The organism is Pedobacter jejuensis, from assembly GCF_003725795.1.
Lineage (GTDB): Bacteria > Bacteroidota > Bacteroidia > Sphingobacteriales > Sphingobacteriaceae > Pedobacter > Pedobacter jejuensis.
Genome location: NZ_RBEE01000045.1, coordinates 75,948 through 94,535 on the forward strand (window position 1 = coordinate 75,948; position 18,588 = coordinate 94,535).

The 18,588-nt window shown below is 34.7% G+C and carries 14 protein-coding genes; 7 read left to right on the top strand and 7 right to left on the bottom strand.

What is annotated here, in order from left to right; genetic code table 11:
* Nucleotides 1–2: 2 nt before the first annotated feature.
* Nucleotides 3–1,367: an OmpA family protein gene (locus D7004_RS19550; RefSeq protein ID WP_123207511.1), complete on the bottom strand. Its 1,365-nt coding sequence runs from the start codon at nt 1,365–1,367 to the stop codon at nt 3–5.
* Nucleotides 1,368–1,539: 172 nt separating this feature from the next.
* Here D7004_RS19550 and D7004_RS19555 point away from each other — a divergent pair, with 172 nt between their 5' ends.
* On the top strand, nt 1,540–2,829 hold the full coding sequence (locus D7004_RS19555; RefSeq protein WP_123207512.1) for an aminopeptidase P N-terminal domain-containing protein: 1,290 nt from the start codon (nt 1,540–1,542) through the stop codon (nt 2,827–2,829).
* A 21-nt stretch (nt 2,830–2,850) separates the two neighbouring features.
* On the opposite strand, the gene meaB is transcribed toward D7004_RS19555, so the two are convergent.
* Nucleotides 2,851–3,753 (bottom strand): methylmalonyl Co-A mutase-associated GTPase MeaB, encoded by a 903-nt coding sequence (gene meaB / locus D7004_RS19560; protein ID WP_123207513.1) that lies wholly within the window; start codon nt 3,751–3,753, stop codon nt 2,851–2,853.
* Between the two features lie 71 nt (nt 3,754–3,824).
* Between meaB and D7004_RS19565 the strand changes: the two genes are divergently transcribed.
* Together D7004_RS19565 and D7004_RS19570 are read left to right on the top strand one after the other, a co-directional pair.
* A complete protein-coding gene (locus D7004_RS19565; protein WP_123207514.1) occupies nt 3,825–4,703 on the top strand; it encodes a glycosyltransferase family protein in 879 nt (292 codons plus the stop codon).
* Between the two features lies 1 nt (nt 4,704).
* Nucleotides 4,705–5,757, top strand: coding sequence for a glycosyltransferase family 4 protein (locus tag D7004_RS19570; RefSeq protein WP_123207515.1), 1,053 nt, complete (start codon nt 4,705–4,707; stop codon nt 5,755–5,757).
* Here the strand turns inward: D7004_RS19570 and D7004_RS19575 are convergent.
* Nucleotides 5,733–6,929, bottom strand: a complete 1,197-nt coding sequence (locus D7004_RS19575; RefSeq protein ID WP_123207516.1) for a glycosyltransferase family 87 protein — start codon at nt 6,927–6,929, stop codon at nt 5,733–5,735. The genes D7004_RS19570 and D7004_RS19575 overlap by 25 nt on opposite strands.
* A gap of 174 nt (nt 6,930–7,103) precedes the next feature.
* Here D7004_RS19575 and D7004_RS19580 point away from each other — a divergent pair, with 174 nt between their 5' ends.
* Entirely contained in the window at nt 7,104–8,939 is a 1,836-nt protein-coding gene (locus D7004_RS19580; RefSeq protein ID WP_123207517.1) for an ABC transporter ATP-binding protein, read from the top strand.
* On the opposite strand, the gene D7004_RS19585 is transcribed toward D7004_RS19580, so the two are convergent.
* Entirely contained in the window at nt 8,940–10,079 is a 1,140-nt protein-coding gene (locus D7004_RS19585) for a glycosyltransferase family 4 protein (RefSeq protein WP_167459542.1), read from the bottom strand.
* Nucleotides 10,080–10,274: 195 nt separating this feature from the next.
* Between D7004_RS19585 and D7004_RS19590 the strand changes: the two genes are divergently transcribed.
* Entirely contained in the window at nt 10,275–11,078 is an 804-nt protein-coding gene (locus D7004_RS19590; RefSeq protein WP_123207519.1) for a DUF5672 family protein, read from the top strand.
* Here D7004_RS19590 and D7004_RS19595 read toward each other — a convergent pair.
* Complete coding sequence (locus tag D7004_RS19595) at nt 11,075–11,950, bottom strand: glycosyltransferase (protein WP_123207520.1); 876 nt, start codon at nt 11,948–11,950, stop codon at nt 11,075–11,077. The two genes, D7004_RS19590 and D7004_RS19595, sit on opposite strands and share 4 nt — an antisense overlap.
* A 206-nt stretch (nt 11,951–12,156) precedes the next feature.
* On the opposite strand from D7004_RS19595, the gene glf reads away from it, so the two are divergent.
* Entirely contained in the window at nt 12,157–13,281 is a 1,125-nt protein-coding gene (gene glf, locus D7004_RS19600) for a UDP-galactopyranose mutase (RefSeq protein ID WP_123207521.1), read from the top strand.
* Nucleotides 13,268–14,083 carry a DUF4422 domain-containing protein gene (locus D7004_RS19605; RefSeq protein ID WP_167459543.1) on the top strand — a complete coding sequence of 272 codons (816 nt, stop codon included), beginning with the start codon at nt 13,268–13,270 and terminating at the stop codon, nt 14,081–14,083. The genes glf and D7004_RS19605 overlap by 14 nt, the downstream gene beginning before the upstream one ends.
* Before the next feature lie 4 nt (nt 14,084–14,087).
* On the opposite strand, the gene D7004_RS19610 is transcribed toward D7004_RS19605, so the two are convergent.
* Both D7004_RS19610 and infB read right to left on the bottom strand, forming a co-directional pair.
* Complete coding sequence (locus D7004_RS19610; protein ID WP_123207523.1) at nt 14,088–15,176, bottom strand: acyltransferase family protein; 1,089 nt, start codon at nt 15,174–15,176, stop codon at nt 14,088–14,090.
* 333 nt (nt 15,177–15,509) lie between these two features.
* Nucleotides 15,510–18,587, bottom strand: coding sequence for a translation initiation factor IF-2 (gene infB / locus D7004_RS19615; RefSeq protein WP_123207524.1), 3,078 nt, complete (start codon nt 18,585–18,587; stop codon nt 15,510–15,512).
* Nucleotide 18,588: the final 1 nt, after the last annotated feature.

Here is an 18,588-nt window from a genome sequence, read left to right on the forward strand (position 1 = left end):
TACTAGTTTCTAGCAGTTTCAACACGACGGTTTTGGATACGACCTTCTTCAGTATCGTTAGAAGCAATTGGATTAGCTTCACCATTACCTTTAGTAGCAACTTGACTAGCGTTAACACCAGAGTTTACTAAGTAAGTTTTAACAGAATTTGCTCTGTCTTTAGATAATTTCATGTTATATGCAGCAGTACCTTCGCTTGAAGCGTAACCGTTTACAGTTACTTTACCACCGTTTTCACGTAACACTGAAGATAATTTATCTAAAGTTGGATAAGATTCAGTTTTTAATACTGATGAATTGAAATCAAAGTTGATTTTTTCGAAACCAGTTACATTTGAAGCACTATCAACTGGTGCAGTCATTTTTGGAAGTGGACATCCTGAACCATCAACAGCAGTACCAGCAGGAGTTCCTGGGCATTTGTCGAATTGATCAGCAACACCATCACCATCAGTATCTTTTTTCAAATCTTCAACAGATTTTTCAACAGCAGAAACACGGTTTTTCAATGCTTCAACTTCTTGACGTAAAGTTGGATCTTTTAAATCATCATACATTGTAGCTAATGGGTTAGACCATTCCAAACTAGGTTTAGCAGATGAACCTAAAGAGAATTCTAAACCAGCATAACCGTAAGAGAATTTATCTTTAGTAGTTCCTTGAGCATAGATACCATCTAAGTTATCAGCATCAACAAAGTTCATAGTGTAACCTAAGTTAAAGTTAACACGCTCAGAAACTTTGAATTTAACACCAACACCAACTGGGATATACATAGCTTTTACGTAATCTTTAGCCTCATGTGGATCTCCAACTGGACCAGTAGCTCTACCTTTCCAATCAACAACATTACCGTTAGTGTAAGTTACTTTTGGCGCATAAGCCATATAACCAGCACCAGCTGTAACGAAGAAACCTACTGAGTTCTCACGACGTAAGAAATCGATAGAACCAACATTAACAACACCACGTAAATCTACAGCATATTGTAATTCAGTTTCAAATTCTCTAGCAGTTGCACTTCCAGGAGCGATTGGGCCTGTAGTAGCATCATTAGAACCTGATACTTTACCACGTACACCGTTTAATTCTAAAGCGAATGAGTGACCTAATTGTTTACGGATGTTTAAACCGTAACCTAAGTTAACATCCCATTTGTTGAAGTCATTTGAACCACCGATTGCAACAACTGGCGCTAAAACACCACCATTAACACCGATTGACCAAGTTCTGTACTGTCCTCTTCCACCAAAAACTTTGGTAGAAGAAGTCGTTGCAGGAGTTTCCTGAGCGACAGCAAGAGAAGCAACTCCTGTTAATGCCACTAAAGAAAGTGCAACACTTTTCTTTAAAGTAGAATAATTCATAATCTTTTTTTCTTTTTAAGGGTTAAACAATTTAATTGATTAATTTTTTAGTAACTGCAAAATTAAACAAAATATTAAAATTTCAAACTTTTATACAAACTCCGTTCCAAACTTCTTTACATTTAATGATTTTCTTACATTTGGCCACTACCCAATTTACATTATATTAGTTATGAAATATCCACGAATCAATCAGGATTTATTTATTTTAAACAGAAATAACTTTGTTAAAAAGCTAAAGAACAACTCATTAGCTATATTTCAGTCAAGCGATGAATTCCCGCGTAGCGGCGACCAAAACTATATCTTTAAGCAAAATCCGGATTTATTTTATTTATCAGGAATCGACCAAGAACAGACAATCTTGCTATTATACCCTGATTGTCCTAACCCAATGTACAGACAAGTCCTGTTTTTAAGACAGACAAATGATCATATAAAAGTTTGGGAAGGTTATAAATATACAAAAGAACAGGCAAAAGCTACATCAGGGATAGAAGCAATTTATTGGTTAGAAGATTTTGATAATATTTTGCACAGCATTGTGAACTATGCAGATAACATCTACCTAAATACAAATGAAAATGATAGGTATGCACACTCAGTACCCTATCGTGATATCCGCTTTATCTCAGAAATGCGCTCTAAGTATCCGCTACATCATTATGAACGCTCTGCACCAATAATGCGAGATTTAAGATCTACAAAATCGGAGATAGAAATTGAACTAACTAAAAAAGCTTGTGGTTTAACAAGGGATGCATTTTTGAGGGTTTTAAAATTTACAAAACCAGGTGTAAAAGAATATGAAATCGAAGCTGAAATTATACATGAATTTATTCGTAATGGCGCAACCGGGCATGCTTACACACCAATTATAGCTTCAGGGCATAATGCAAATATTCTTCACTACAACGATAACAATCAAGTATGTAAAGATGGTGATGTAATTCTATTCGACTTCGGTGCTGAGTATGCGAATTACAATGCAGATATGAGTCGTTCTATTCCTGTAAATGGAAAATTTACTCAAAGGCAAAAAGATGTTTATAACGCGGTTTTACATGTTATGAAAGAAGCAACGAAATTAATCGTTGCTGGCACTGTATTAAGCACCTACCATGAGGCAGTTGGAGAAATTATGTCAGAACAATTGATAAATCTTGGATTGTTATCAACTGCCGATGTTAAAAGCCAAAACCCGGCGTGGCCTGCTTACAAAAAGTATTTTATGCACGGCACATCTCATCACTTAGGTATTGATGTGCATGATTTTGCCGGTCGCTATGCGCCATTTTCCGAAGGAAATATTTTAACGGTAGAACCCGGAATTTATATACCCGAAGAAGGTTTAGGTATCCGTTTGGAAAATAATATTCTGATTACATCAACAGGAAATATTGATTTAATGGCTCATATTCCTTTAGAGGCAGAGGAAATTGAAGATTTAATGAACAGTTAATAGATTCCGAATTAAATAACTCTAACTGTTCTTCTCAAACGCTTCAGAAAAACGGTAGATGTTAAAATCATCTTTTTTCATGGCTTCGTGGATACTTTCACGAAGCCTATTTTTATCAATGGGTTTCATTTTATTTTGCTGAATGATTTTCCAGGCTTTTTCTGCGAATAAAAACGCTCTTATGAACTTTTGATTTCCTTCAACAGGCTTTACAATCCAATCACACAGTTCTGCAATGCCTTCATTTTTATCTGCTACGGTTTTTAAAATCGGAATAACTTTAGCCCCTTGATGAACGATTTTTTTAAGATTGTTGGCAAAAGTTGCAGCACCATCTCTATCCGCTTTATTAATGACAAAGCAATCGGCAATTTCCATCAAACCAGATTTTATATTCTGAATTTCATCACCCGATTCGGGTACTAAAACAACAATGGTTTTATCGGCTAAACCAGCAATTTCTACTTCTGATTGACCTACACCCACCGTCTCTACCAAAATTAAATCAAAGTTGGATGCTTTTAAAACATCAACCATTTCAATGGTTTTTGCAGAAATGCCACCCAAAGCGCCGCGTGTAGCAAGCGAACGAATAAAAACGTTCGGATTATTAAATTGTGCAGCCATTCTAATTCTATCGCCTAGTAGCGAACCAAAATTAAATGGCGAAGTTGGATCGATAGCCAAAATCGCAACACGTTTACCATCATTGGTAAATTGATTGGTTATGGCATTAACCAAGGTACTTTTACCAGCGCCCGGTGGCCCTGTGATACCCATAACTGGGACATTTTTCAGACTATCTAAATCTTTTAAAATTAAGTTTGCCGGTGAAATATCATTCTCTACCAAAGTTAAAACCCTGGCCAAAGTCTTATAATTTCCTTGCTTAATTTCGTTTAAAAGAGTTAGATGGGTATTCATCAATAAAACTATATTTGTACAAATAAACAAAATTATAACCCGGATATAAGCCAAATCCGCAAGAAATTTAAATGAAAGTTACCGGATTTACATTTATCAGAAATGCCGTTTCAAATGATTACCCCATTAAAGAAGCAATACTTTCGGTTTTGCCGCTGTGCGATGAATTTATAGTTGCATTGGGTAATTCTACTGATGAAACTTCCGCCCTTGTTAAAAGCATCGACCCAAAAAAAATTAGAACCATTGATACTATATGGGACGAAAATTTAAGAGAAGGTGGACGCGTATTTGCAGCAGAAACCAATAAAGCATTGGCTGAGGTATCAAAAGATACAGATTGGTTGGTTTATATTCAAGGAGATGAAGCCATTCATGAAGATTATCTGCCATTAATTAGACAAGAAATGGAAAAAGAGCTTCACAATGACAAAATTGAGGCATTACTTTTAAAGTATAAGCATTTTTATGGTTCTTATGATTATGTTGCAGAATCGCGTAGTTGGTACAGGCGAGAAATAAGGGTTATTAAAAACCTACCTGGAGTTAAATCTTATAAAGACGCACAAGGGTTTCGTATTTTTGATAGGAAACTTAACGTTAAACTTATTGATGCCTACGTATTTCACTATGGTTGGGTAAAGCCACCTGCTGGTTTGGTTAGAAAAGGAATAAATTTCAATTTGTATTATGATAAAAATGCAGTACAAGTTGATGTTCCCTCAAACGCAGAGTTTGATTATGGCAATGCTGATAATTTAAAACTTTTTAAAGGCACTCATCCAAAAGTTATGTTAGAAAGAGTAAATGCATTGAATTGGAAATTCTCCTACGACCCAAGTAAGATTAAAAGCACACATTCTTTAAGAGTTAGAATTTTAAATAAGATTCAAAAATATACTAACATTAGAATTGGAGAGTATAAAAATTATAAGATAGTAGCTAAATAATATGAAAATTGTTTTTGATTGTGAGCGGATGAAATATCCCTATACCGGACTTTTTGAATATTGCCACAAACTTGCATCTGCACTTAAATCTGCAGCCTCAATAAATGATGATGTAGTGCTCTATCTTCAGCAGAAAGATCAACACTTTTTTTCACGTTCATTTGATTTCATAAATCAGAAGAGCTTTCATAAAGTTTTATTTCCAGCATTTAGTAAAGACATAAAACTATGGCATACAACACATCAAACATCGTGGTATATGCCGCCTGGCAATCGAAAAGTTAGAAGGCTAATCACAGTTCATGATTTAAATTTTATTTATGAGGAAGAATCAGAAAAGAAAAGAGGTAGAAAATTAAAGAAGCATCAAGAACTAATAGATAAAGCAGATCATATTGTAGCGATTTCTGAATTTACCAAGCAGGATATTTTAAAATATTTGGTTGTTAAAAAACCGATTTCAGTGATTTATAACGGATGTGATTTTGAGGTTTATCCTGAATTTAACATTCCTGTTTATAAACCAACTAATTCATTTATTTTTACGATTGGCACTGTTATTCCTAAGAAAAACTTTCACACACTACCGTGTTTATTGGTTAATAATAATTTTCAATTAATCATATCTGGCAAAGAAAATGAGGATTATGTAAAGGAAATACTCGCTGAAGCAAAAAGATATGATGTTTTAGATAGGGTACACATTACAGGACCAATATCTAAAGAAGATAAATACTGGTATTATAAAAATTGTAGCGCTTTTGCATTTCCATCACTAGCAGAGGGTTTTGGTATTCCTGTTATTGAAGCCATGAATTTTGGAAAACCTGTATTCTTATCTACATGCACCTCACTGCCGGAAATAGGTGGCGAACACGCATATTACTTTCCAAATTTTGAGCCTAACAGTATGCAAAAAGCATTTGACCAAGGCATGGAACATTACAAAAATACACAACCAGCCGAAAAAATTAAGCAGCATGCTCAGCAATTTAGTTGGGAAACTTGCGCTAAAGCACATTGGGCGCTTTATAAATCTTTGGCAAACTCCTGATTGAGTTTCTGCATAGAAAGCTCTTTTTTGAAGTTAATGGTTAGCATTTGATAAATAATAAAAAACCAAACCATAACACAAGGCAAAGCCTTTAGCGAATAAATCCGAATAAAATACCTCACATCTTTCGGAACAATATCAGTCGGCGATAAACTGGTTATAAGAAATGCCAAGATGAGCAGTGTAATTACAAACCAGTTCTTTTTCGGTTGAATTACAAACCAAATTGCTATTCCTACAAATGCAATAATATAAGTTGGAGATTCTGAACCAGTACTAAATATTACGGTAAAAATTAGCGTAGAAGCCAGAAGCATTAGTCTGTATCCAACTTCCTTATACTGGTCTATCCGAATATAGGGTAAAATAAATAATGTAAGTCCACCCATTAACATAGGCCAATTAGGGATAGCTTTGTTATGTGCAACCCGCCTCACAAAGCCCATTAAAGAAATATCCTGAAAAGAATCTAAACTCGTATTGCTGTTATTCTTTTCAACCAAAGATATATACCACTCGTGATAGGTATTTAATATATATTGAGGAGATGAAAACAACATAGGTACAAAAAAGAGTAATGCCAGACAAAACAGACCGTATAAAATAAACTTTAGTTTATCCTTAGTAAAAAAGAAAAAAGCAAGCGCCACAATTCCGTACAGTTTCACCATTGTACCAAAAGCAATAAAAAATGCTGATTTAAAATTTTCTTTTCTGATAATGTAAGAGAAACTCAATAGAATGCTTCCGGTTAAGGCTACATTAAATTGATAACTAAAAAGCGAAGTTAAAGCTTCATGTGCGCATATATATGCTATAATAATTTTTGTATTTGTTTTTAAAGGTAAGCTGAAAATACCCCATAGAAGCACTAGAACATTAGCTACGTTCCATAAAACGGTTCCGGTCCAATCAGGTAGGATAGCAAATGGTGCAATAAATAAGGTAAAAGCTGGTCCGTAATGATTACAATCGAAATATGGATTTAAGGGCGAATTAAAATACAATGGCTTTAAATCAATTAAATGCCAAAAAGTATATTTAAAAATAAGATAATTGTTAAAAGAATGATGCAGATATTGCTTTACAGCCGCTACAACAGCTAATAAAATATACAAGCCGTAAACAATTTTTTGATTCAAAAGAAATTTGAATCTTATTCCATCTATCATTAGGGGTTTTTAATAAAGTGTAAAGATTCAATTAATTTTACATTTTTTAAAATTGATAATTTCATAGTTACAACTCGCGTATCTATCATAAAAATGTCCTTTCCACCGCAATCATTTAGGAGAGATTAAAATAAGTTATCTAAATGTTTAGCTTTGTTGTTTAGAGCATATTTAATGAAAATATATTTCCGATTATTATCTTTCGCAAAGCCAATAGAAAAATTTGCAATCCCTTACGTTATTGCTACTTTGTTATCAATTCTTTTTGGAACGTTTAACCTTGCATTGCTTTCTCCATTATTTGAAACTTTACTAAATGCAAATAAAGCTGTAGATAAAAGTAATAGTCTTACAAATAAAGCTGCCGAATCCATTTCTCTTTTAGGTAAATTAAGAGAATTAGTTAATGAATCCATTGCCAAAAATTCTATTGAAACAACCTTATTATATGTATGCGTAATTATTGTTATTTCTGTGTTACTATCTAATCTATTTAGATATTTTTCGCAACGCTACATGGAAGATTTAAGGGTTCATACGCTGCTCAATTTTAGAAAAAGAGTGTTCGATAATGTGATGAACTTACATGTTGGCTTTTTTAATAATGAGCGAAAGGGCGATATTATTTCGAAAGTAGCTTCAGATGTTCAAGTTGTTCAATTCACGGTTACAAATACCCTACAGGTAGTTTTTAAAGAGCCTGTTACCTTAATCATTTATGTAATTTTACTTTTTAATATTTCAGCAAAGCTTACACTTTTCTCACTTTTAGTTATCCCGGTTTCAGCTTTTATCATCAGTAAAATAGTTAAGCGTTTGAAACAACAAGCTAAAGAATCTCATGAATCATTTGCGAAAATGATTGGCTTTTTAGATGAATCTTTAAGTGGAATCAAAATCATTAAGGCGTTTAATGCGACAGAAAGAGTAAAAGATAAATTTAATAATGAAAATATTTTTTATTCTAACTTGACTAGAAAAATGGTTAGGAGACAGCAATTAGGATCCCCTGTATCCGAATTTTTGGGAGTTTTAATGATCGCAATTATTGTCTGGTATGGCGGAAAACTAATATTGCATAATGATGAAAATGCGCTCGCTGCTTCTGATTTTATTGCATATATCGCCATATTTTCTCAGGTTATGCGACCTGCAAAAGCTCTAACAGATTCATTTAGTGGCATTCATTCTGGAATTGCTGCCGGCGAAAGGGTATTAGAATTAATCGACACCAAACCCGAACTGGTAAATAAAGCCGATGCACAAAAGTTAAATATTTTTAACAAGTCGTTAATTTTTGAAAATGTTGCCTTTAATTATGGTGAAAAACAAGTTTTGAGAAATATTAATCTTGAAATAAATAAAGGTGAAACCGTAGCTTTAGTTGGCCCATCAGGCGGCGGAAAAAGCACTTTAATGGATTTAATACCAAGATTTCACGACCCGAAAGCTGGTACAATCAAAATTGACGGTTTTGACTATAAAGATTTAACTGTTGAAAGCATTAGAGCGAACATGGGTACCGTTAACCAAGAATCCTTCTTATTTAACGATAGTATTTTTAATAACATCGCGTTCGCTAAACCAGATGCTACAGAAGAAGAAGTTATTGCAGCGGCTAAAATTGCCAATGCACACGATTTTATTTTGAATACTGAAAGCGGTTATCAAACTTTTGTTGGCGATAGGGGCAACAAACTTTCTGGCGGACAAAGGCAACGTGTTTGTATTGCCAGAGCAGTTTTGGCCAACCCGCCAATTATGCTTTTAGATGAAGCTACCTCCGCTCTTGATACCGAATCTGAAAAACTGGTTCAAGATGCTTTGAACAACTTAATGAAAAACAGAACATCCATTGTTATTGCACACCGATTAAGCACCATTCAACATGCTGATAAAATTATCGTGATAGATAAAGGTGAAGTTATCGAAACTGGCAACCACCAACAATTAATTGCACAAAATGGTTTATACCGCCGCTTAATTGACATGCAGGCTTTTAATGATTAACTATTCTGATGCAACATAATCAATAGCTTTGCTTACCTTATCAATCACCACGTTCCAATTATAATTTTTTAACACATACTTTTTTGCATTGTTTTTGAGTAGCTCAAGGTCGGTTGATGGATTCATTAAATTATCGAGTGCTTTTGTAAAAGTTTCAGCATCTGAAAATAGATAGCCTCCTTGGCTATTCTCAATATGATCTTTTAACACTTCACTAAAATCATTTGCAATAACAGGAATTCCTGCCATCATACTTTCTAAGGTAACTAACGAAAGACTCTCATAAAAAGAAGGAATAATCAATGCTTTGGCATGTTGCAAACAATTAGCTTTTATCTCCTCACTTACAAATCCTTGTGGCAAAATGCTGTTGCTTACAGGAATATTCATGAATGATTGCCCGATTAGCATTAGTTTTAGGTTAGATATATCGGTTTTTTTATACTCAAGAAAATACTCAAACAGTATATCACATCCCTTCGCTGGATCTATCCTTCCAATATAAACAATATAGGGATCGCGAATACCCAAAGAATTCTCATTTTGATGTTTTACATACTCGTTTATCCCCACCCCAACCACATCGCTATAAATAGCTTCATTATGAAAGAGCTTATTTACAAAATGCTGTTCGGCCTTGGTATTATATAAAATTGCCTTTGGCAGTTTAAAAAAGGATTTAAAGTTAGGAAAATAGATAGGCGGTTCATCGTGAGCAGTTGGAATCAGTATTGATCGTTCTGGAGCAATCTGCAAACCATAAAAGGTTGGGAAGTATAAATAGGTAAAAAAAATTATCGCATCATAGTCTTGCTTATTATTGCTCAAAAAATCAATGAGCGAAGGTGAGTACGGCCCCTGCTGTTTTGCCCACTCTTTACCACTTTCCTCAGCATTATTATATTGACCAGGTAAGTTTTCAACAAAATTTAGCAAACCAAAAAACCGAAGCGTTTTTTGAAAAAAGGTTTTCTTTCTCAATTTACGCTCAATAGATTGGGTTTTCTTTTTATTTCGCTCTTGTGCTACTTCAAAACGCCTGATTTTAACCCCATTTATATTTGAAATACCTTTTTGATATTCATTTCGCCAAGTAGTGTAGTCTTTAGCACACGAAGTAATTACTTCAAGATTAAACAAAGGATTAAGTTTTTCTGCCAGGATTCTACAATGATATTCTGCACCGCCGTTAACCTCTAAACCGTATCTTTGTACAACAATTGCGATTTTTTTCATAAACTGTTTCTGTAATCACAAAGTTATATTTAATCTATTAATTAATATAACTTTGGAATTTTATAAAAAAATTGCTGTAGATTTTATTTCAACTGAAAAATGAGAAATAGCGTTACCATAGTTATACCATTGTATAAAGACTCGCTGAATGCCCTTGAAATAATTTCATTAGCTCAATGTTTTAAAGTTCTTGGTAGTTATAATATTGTTGCAGTCAAACCTAAATCTTTGATATTAACAAATTACGATTATAAGTTTAAAGAGGTTTACAGCTTTGATGATGACTACTTCAGCGATATTGCAGGATATAATAGGCTAATGCTTTCTCCGGTATTTTATGAACAATTTTTGGCAACTGAATTCATTTTAATTTATCAGCTGGATGCATTCATATTTAAAGATGAATTGCAAGAATGGTGTAATGCAGGCTATGATTACATCGGGGCTCCATGGCTTAGGGAAGCTGACTACCCAGATTTATTCAAAAAGATGAAGAATCAATTTATGGCTTATTTTCATACTAGATATAATTTTAAAAAGACAAATACAAATATCCCGAGCGATTTACAATTTGAAAATAAGGTTGGAAATGGTGGCTTTTCACTAAGAAATGTAAAGAAGTTTTACCATTTATGCTTATCTGAAGCAAAACTAATTGCAGACTACACTCACCAAAATTTCCATCGTTTTAATGAGGATGCTTTCTGGAGCGTAGAGGTAAACCGTAAATCGACGCGATTAAAAATTCCTAGCTATAAAAAAGCTGCGTACTTTGCAATTGAAAATAATGGATATTATGGCTTAAAGCTAACTAAAGGTCGTATTCCCTTTGGTTGCCATGCGTGGGATAAAAATATCGAATTTTGGCGACCAATATTTAAAGCTGAAGGTATAGAAATTTAATATCGTCCAATTATGATTTTTAAATTAAACAGTAAAAACCTAGGGAATCCCAGCACACGGTAAAGCCTACATTTCCAAAACACACCTGTTTTAGCCAATGCATTATAGTTTTCGGCTGACAGCATTTTTAATAAGGCTTTACAAGCCATTTTTTCTCCTCTTGCCACTTCTATTGCATCGAGGTTAGCAACATTTAGAGGAAGCTGCTGTTGATGTTTCAATGAAATTTGTATTGCCGATTTCAGCCAGTCTGCTGAATAGTTACCCTCAGAAAAATGGTCTATCAGAATATCAAAGGTGACCATTACCTTATGTTTTCTAGCAACCTGAAGCGAAAAATCAATGTCGTAACCATGAAATAACGGAAGTGTATTTTCATCAAATTTATTGGCGGTAGTAATACTTTTTCTTGCACACATCCAAACACCATCAATGCATGCTACCTGCGTTAGCTGCTCATTTTCAGAATTGAAGTATTCTTTCTTTGTTACACCTGTATTATATTTATAACGCTGTATAATATTTACTTTATTGGTTTTTGCTTCATTACCAGCAAAAGCACATCCACTTGGGGTTAGCGCCTTGTAAGTTGAACCTGCCACACCCAAAAGACCAATGGTTTCATCATGCATGATTTCGCATACTTTAGCTCCCCAATTAGACGTAAGCAGTTCTACATCTTCATGCATAAAGCAAAGTATATTATATTTCGCTTTGGCTGCACCAGAATTATAAAGTTCACATAAACCCTTTGTCCCATCAATGTTATCGAAACTGAACAATTCATAAGGTACGCCAATCGTATCGGCAATATTTTTTTTTACATTTTCTAACTGCAATCCATTAACAGAAGCTATTATAATTGATATCATTCCTTCAAAATTAAAATAAAAAAGTTCAGTTAAAGAAAATCAAATACCTTTGTTTGATACATCAACTTACAATATGGACTTAATTCCTATTATGTATAGCATTTAGATAAAATGATTACAACTAATATTCCTTAAATACCATTTAAGAAATTTACAATAAGGGCTTACATCCCAAATACAATTAAAAGAAGAATTGACCTTTTGAAATGCAGAATATCGATAATAAGCAGTATGATTATTTAATTGTTGGATCAGGACTTTTCGGGGCCACCTTCGCCCATGAGATGACTAAAGCAGGCAAAAAATGTTTAGTTATCGATAAAAGAGATCATTCAGGTGGCAACATCCATTGCAAAAAAATTGAAGATATCAATGTTCACTGGTACGGTGCACATATTTTTCATACAAATGATAAAACACTATGGGATTATGTAAATCAATTCGCAGAGTTTAACAGATACACAAATTCTCCCATTGCAAATTATAAGCAAACATTTTATAATTTGCCCTTCAACATGAATACTTTTTATAAGTTATGGGGAAGTAAAACACCTTCCGAGGCTAAAGCTGAGATTGCCAGACAAATTGAACATTTAAATTTAGACGAGCCTCAAAACCTCGAAGAGCAGGCACTAAAGTTAGTCGGTACCGACATTTATGAAAAATTGATTAAGCATTACACCGAAAAGCAATGGGGTAAAAAAGCAACAGAACTACCTGCTTTTATTATTAAAAGGCTACCAATAAGATTTACTTTCGATAACAACTATTTTAATGATAAATACCAGGGTATCCCAATAGGCGGATACAATAAGATTATCGACTGTATGCTTAAAAATAGTGATGTAAAATTAGATACAGATTTTTTTGAAGACAGAGCGTTCTGGAGCAGTCAAGCAAAAAAAATCGTTTTTACAGGCAAAATAGACAACTATTTTGATTTTAAATTCGGCGAACTCGAGTATAGAAGTTTACGTTACGAGCTTGAGGTACACGATACGGAAAACTTTCAAGGTAATGCAGTAATGAACTTTACCGATGCGGAAACTCCATATACCAGAGTTTACGAACACAAACACTTTGAATTCGGCACCCAGCCTAAAACTGTTATCACAAGAGAGTATCCTATTACCGACACTAAAAATGCCGAACCTTATTATCCCATAAATGATGAGCGGAATATGTCTGTCTTGAAGCAATATCAGCAATTGGCTGAATTAGAAAGCAATGTAATTTTCGGAGGTAGATTGGCCGAATACCGTTATTATGATATGCACCAGGTTATAGCTTCTGCATTAAAAAAAACAAAAAGTGAACTTGAAACTGAATAACAAACTGACCATATTTTCTGTCCACCACAAGGCATTAGCAGTGCCCGAATGCAATTATATTCAGCCTATACAGGTCGGGAAGATTTTTTCTAATCTTGAATTGGGATTTATTTCTGATGATGATGGAAATAATATCTCAGCAAAAAATAAAACCTTTAGCGAATTAACTGCGGTTTATTGGATTTGGAAGAATTTAGATAAAATAAGCAGTGAATTTATTGGTCTTTGTCACTATAGAAGATACTTCACATTACCTCAATTAAGGGTGAAGAAAAAATTATGGATTACTAAAGAAATTATCGACCAAAGAGATATTTACAATAGCCCATTTAGTACCGAAGGTTTTCAACTGGTATGTAGTGAAAGCTTAGAAACCGAGCTATTGAAAGATCTTAATTCAGGCAATGTTATCGTTCCTTCTGCTACCCAACTATTATTAGAGCCTGGTTTTACTGCTTCGATAAAAATGCATTATATCTATCACCACATTAAAGAAGATTGGTATTTAATGCGTGATACTGTTATTAAATTCCATCCAGAAATGGAACAAAATTTTGATATATTTTTTGATAGTGAAACAAAAATGCATTGCTATAATATGTTCATATCAAGCAAAGAAGTTTTTGGAAAATATTGCAGTTGGCTTTTCCCAATCCTATTCGAACTGGAGAGAAAGGTGAAATTATCTGAATACGAATATCAGCAGCGAATACTTGGTTTTCTTTCAGAAAGGTTATTTAACCTATATCTGTTCCACTATAATCTGCAAAAAGCTGAATACCCATTAATATTTTTCAATTAAGCAACTAACCTCCAACAACCCATCTCATTTTGGTTTTAAGAAGCAGCCGGGTTATTACGAATGCTATAAGATACACAACTAAAAATCTCAAAACCGAAGCTAAAATATTTTGTCCTACAGATAAGTATAGATAATTCCATCTGTTTGATTTAAAAATTTCGGGTAAAAGTCTAATAATTAAGATTTGGTGTATGAGGTATATCCCAAATGTAGTTTGTCGTGGTTTCAATTTGGTATCGATAAAACGAACCGCACCAATTTTTAGGAGCATTACAAACATGGTTAATGAATATAAAATATTTGAGATTCTTAGTGTATTATATTCATCTCTTGAGCCATGATGGATTAAGAAAATGACTTCGCAACAGGCAAATGCAAAGAAAGCTATATTCACAATAACAACATACTCCCACTTAACCTTCTTAACAAATGACATTACGTGATCGAAATACTTGTTTAGGTACACCCCTAACCAAAGGTAAAATACAAACCCAAAAAGTGCAGCAGAATGGTGCGTAACAAACCACTCATAATATAGGTTACAGCTGTAAACTAGCGATATAAGTAACAATATTAGTCCGAACCATAGTTTATATAAATACTTTTTAAACAATAATAAGATACTGATACAAATCAAAAAATTAAGTATAAACCAAAAGCTACTTTCAAAAAGGATATATCTAAATTCCTCAGAAAAATAACCAACAGGGTCTCCATTAAAAAAAGATCTGCCAAGCTTAATATTTAAAACGGCCTTATGAACGAGGTTTAGAATTACTAATATCATAATCCAGAATAACCATGGCTTAATGGTACTTTTAAACCGGCGAACCAGATATTGCATTGGTGTATATTCAGTAAACTTATAATTGATAAGAAAACCACCTATCAAAAAAAAAGCAATTGTAGCAAATTTCCAAAATTGCATGGATGCAACTTGGAGGTATAAATCTGTCTTATCTTCATATTTGATTCCCCAAAGTACTGCTGAGTGCTCGAATACAATTCCAACCATAGAGATGCATCTAATGGTATCTACAAAATTAAAATTCTTTTTTTCTTGCGTTGGTATCTTTCGTGTTTCGATTTCCATGTAAAGATTTTAGTAACTGGCCAAATATCAATAAAAAAAAGAGTTCCAAATTAATCGGAACTCTTTTAACATTTATGTATGTAAAATTTTACAGTTACTTTATCGCAATATATTGGATTCAACCAAGCGCAACTGCAAAGAAAATGAATTTCATTATCCGGATTATAAAATCTCTAAATTGATATTTTATTTAGCAGTTTCTGATTCTGAATAAGTATTTAAGTTTGCTTTGCTCTTTTAAAAAATTTCTGAGATGGGCAATGTTGACCTAAATATTTTTAACCATAAAAAAAGTGGCCTTTTGAGCCACTTTTAAAATATCACTTTTTAGAACTACAATTTCCTTGCAACTTCTACTTGTTCGTAAGCTTCTACGATATCGCCAACTTCGATGTTGTTAAAGTTTTGAATGTTTAAACCACATTCATAACCTTTCAATACTTCCTTAACATCATCTTTAAAGCGTTTTAACGATGCTAACTCACCTGTGTAAACTACAACACCATCTCTAACGATACGAATTTTGCTGTTACGGGTAATTTTACCATCTAATACCATACAACCTGCAATGGTACCAACTTTAGTAATTTTGAAAGTTTCGCGTATCTCTACGTTAGCCACAATCTTCTCTTCAAACTCTGGGTCTAACATACCTTCCATCGCCGATTTAATCTCATTGATTGCATCGTAAATGATAGAATATAAACGTATATCGATTTGCTCTTGCTCTGCCAGTTTACGTGCACCTGTTGATGGACGAACCTGGAAACCAATGATAATCGCATCTGAAGCCGAAGCCAATAATACATCAGATTCTGAAATCTGACCTACACCTTTACTAATAATATTGATTTGGATTTGCTCAGTCGATAATTTTAATAATGAATCGGCTAATGCTTCGATAGAACCATCCACATCACCTTTAACGATGATATTAAGCTCTTTGAAGTTACCAATTGCTAAACGACGACCAATCTCATCCAAGGTAATGTGTTTCTGAGTACGCAAACCTTGCTCACGTTGTAACTGCATACGTTTGTTTGCAATGTCACGTGCTTCAGTTTCACTTTCTAAGGCATTAAATCTATCACCTGCTGTAGGTGCGCCTTGCATACCTAATACTTGTACTGGTTGCGATGGCCCTGCGGAATCTACCTTCGCACCACGTTCGTTTGTTAACGCTTTTACACGTCCACTATAACTTCCTGCTAAGATTGGGTCTCCAACTCTTAATGTACCAGCCTGAACCAATACTGTAGTTACAATACCACGTCCTTTATCTAGTGCCGATTCAATTACTGTACCTGTAGCTCTCTTATTAGGGTTCGCTTTCAGCTCTAGTAATTCAGCTTCTAATAATACTTTATCTAAAAGTAAATCAACATTTAAACCGCTTTTGCTTGATATTTCTTGAGATTGATATTTACCACCCCAATCTTCAACCAAAATGTTCATTACCGATAATTGCTCACGTACTTTATCCGCATTTGCACCTGGTTTATCAACTTTAGTAAAAGCAAATACCAATGGAACACCTGCTGCTTGTGCATGGTTTATCGCCTCTTTTGTTTGAGGCATTACTGCATCATCCGCAGCAATAACAATAATTGCAATATCTGCTGCCTTAGCACCACGAGCACGCATCGCTGTAAACGCTTCGTGACCAGGAGTATCTAAGAAAGTTACTTTTTTGCCAGTTGGTGTAGTTACCATGTAAGCACCAATGTGCTGTGTAATACCACCCGCTTCACCGGCAACTACATTTGCTTTACGAATATAATCCAGCAATGAAGTTTTACCATGATCCACGTGACCCATAATTGTAACAACCGGAGCTCTTTCAATTAGGGTTTCAACTGCATCTTCTTCTTCAATAACGTTTTCCTCATCTTCATCAGGTTTAACGAATTGAATTTCATAACCAAATTCATCAGCAACAATTGTCAATGTTTCAGCATCTAAACGCTGATTGATTGACACGAACATACCCAGACTCATACAAGTACCAATAATTTTGGTAACTGGTACGTCCATCATACTTGCAAGTTCGTTTGCTGTAACAAATTCTGTTACTTTTAATATTTTCGATTGAGATTCAAGTTCATTTGCTGCTTCTTCTGCGTTATATGCAACATCATCACGTTTTTGACGACGTAATTTAGCACGTTGAGCGAATTTACCCGATTTACCTGCACCACTTAAACGAGCAAGTGTTGCTTTGATTTGATCTTGAATTTCCTTCTCAGTAGGCTCTTCTTTAGGTCCGCTTGGTGTAGCATTTCTATTTTGAAAACCTGGTCTGGTGTTGTTATTATTTCTATTTCCCTGATATGGGGTTCCACCGCCACCTGCTGGTCGGTTACCTTGGTAAGGCGTGCCACTTGCAGGTCTGTTACCTTGGTAAGGTGTACGAGGTTGCCCTGGCGCGCCACCTTGTCCTTGAGTAGCTGGATTTTGACCAGGCTGACCCTGACCACCACCATGCTGACCTTGTTGACCTGGTGCTCCTGGAGTTTTCTTGCGTTTACGTTTGCGTTTTGCCGCTTCGCTATCACTCGATGAGGCTACAGGACCATTTCTTCTATCAGGAGTTGTTGGTAAAACAATTTTACCAATAATATTCGGACCAGTTAATTTAACCGAACGGGCTTTCATAACCTCAGGTTCAGTGCTAACTGGTGTTGCTGGTTTAACTTCTGGTGTAGCTGGAACTTCAGCTTTCGGTGCTTCTGCTTTAGGTTGCTCTACAACTGGTTTTGGAGTTTCCTCTACCTTTGCAACTGGTTGTGGCGCTTCTGCTTTAACTTCAGGCTGATCTTTCTTAACTTCTATCGGCTTTTCCTCTACATTAGGTTGCTCTGCAACTGGTTTCGGTGCTTCTTCAACTTTCGGAGCAGGTTCTGGAGTTTCTTCCTTTTTAGCTGGTCTTGTTTTAGAATTAAGATCGTTTAAATCAATTTTACCTACAATTTTAACACCCGGAAGACTACCATCATCGGCTTTATCTTCTGTTTTAGTTTCCTTTACAGGTTCCGCAACAGGAGGTGTTTCTACTTTTGGTGCCTCAGCTTTAGGTTTCTCTACCTGTGGAGCGAACGATTGAGTATTTTTGATTAAAATCTCTTCGTTTTTCTCAAAATCGGTGTTCTTTTTCGGTGCTTCAGCTGGCTTTTCGGTCTCAGGCTCGTCACGACGTATTTTACCAATCACTATTTGTTTGGCTTCTTCTCTTACGATCTTATCTCCCTGATACTCTTTTAATAAGGCATTATACATATCGCCCGAAAGTTTAAACATAGGGCTTTTCTCGGCTGAGAAACCCTTTTTGTTTAAAAACTCTACGGCCGTACCCATGCCAATATTAAGTTCTTTAATAGCTTTAATTAAAATGATTGGTTTGTCGTCTGACATT

Bases quoted from the DNA above. Each gene is read 5' to 3' on its own strand.
- glf (WP_123207521.1), top strand. From the start codon at position 12,157: ATGCAGAATATCGATAATAAGCAGTATGATTATTTAATTGTTGGATCA.
- D7004_RS19570 (WP_123207515.1), top strand. From the start codon at position 4,705: ATGAAAATTGTTTTTGATTGTGAGCGGATGAAATATCCCTATACCGGA.
- D7004_RS19610 (WP_123207523.1), bottom strand. From the start codon at position 15,176: ATGGAAATCGAAACACGAAAGATACCAACGCAAGAAAAAAAGAATTTT.
- infB (WP_123207524.1), bottom strand. From the start codon at position 18,587: ATGTCAGACGACAAACCAATCATTTTAATTAAAGCTATTAAAGAACTT.
- D7004_RS19590 (WP_123207519.1), top strand. From the start codon at position 10,275: ATGAGAAATAGCGTTACCATAGTTATACCATTGTATAAAGACTCGCTG.
- D7004_RS19555 (WP_123207512.1), top strand. From the start codon at position 1,540: ATGAAATATCCACGAATCAATCAGGATTTATTTATTTTAAACAGAAAT.
- D7004_RS19595 (WP_123207520.1), bottom strand. From the start codon at position 11,950: ATGATATCAATTATAATAGCTTCTGTTAATGGATTGCAGTTAGAAAAT.
- D7004_RS19575 (WP_123207516.1), bottom strand. From the start codon at position 6,929: ATGATAGATGGAATAAGATTCAAATTTCTTTTGAATCAAAAAATTGTT.
- meaB (WP_123207513.1), bottom strand. From the start codon at position 3,753: ATGAATACCCATCTAACTCTTTTAAACGAAATTAAGCAAGGAAATTAT.
- D7004_RS19580 (WP_123207517.1), top strand. From the start codon at position 7,104: ATGAAAATATATTTCCGATTATTATCTTTCGCAAAGCCAATAGAAAAA.
- D7004_RS19565 (WP_123207514.1), top strand. From the start codon at position 3,825: ATGAAAGTTACCGGATTTACATTTATCAGAAATGCCGTTTCAAATGAT.
- D7004_RS19550 (WP_123207511.1), bottom strand. From the start codon at position 1,367: ATGAATTATTCTACTTTAAAGAAAAGTGTTGCACTTTCTTTAGTGGCA.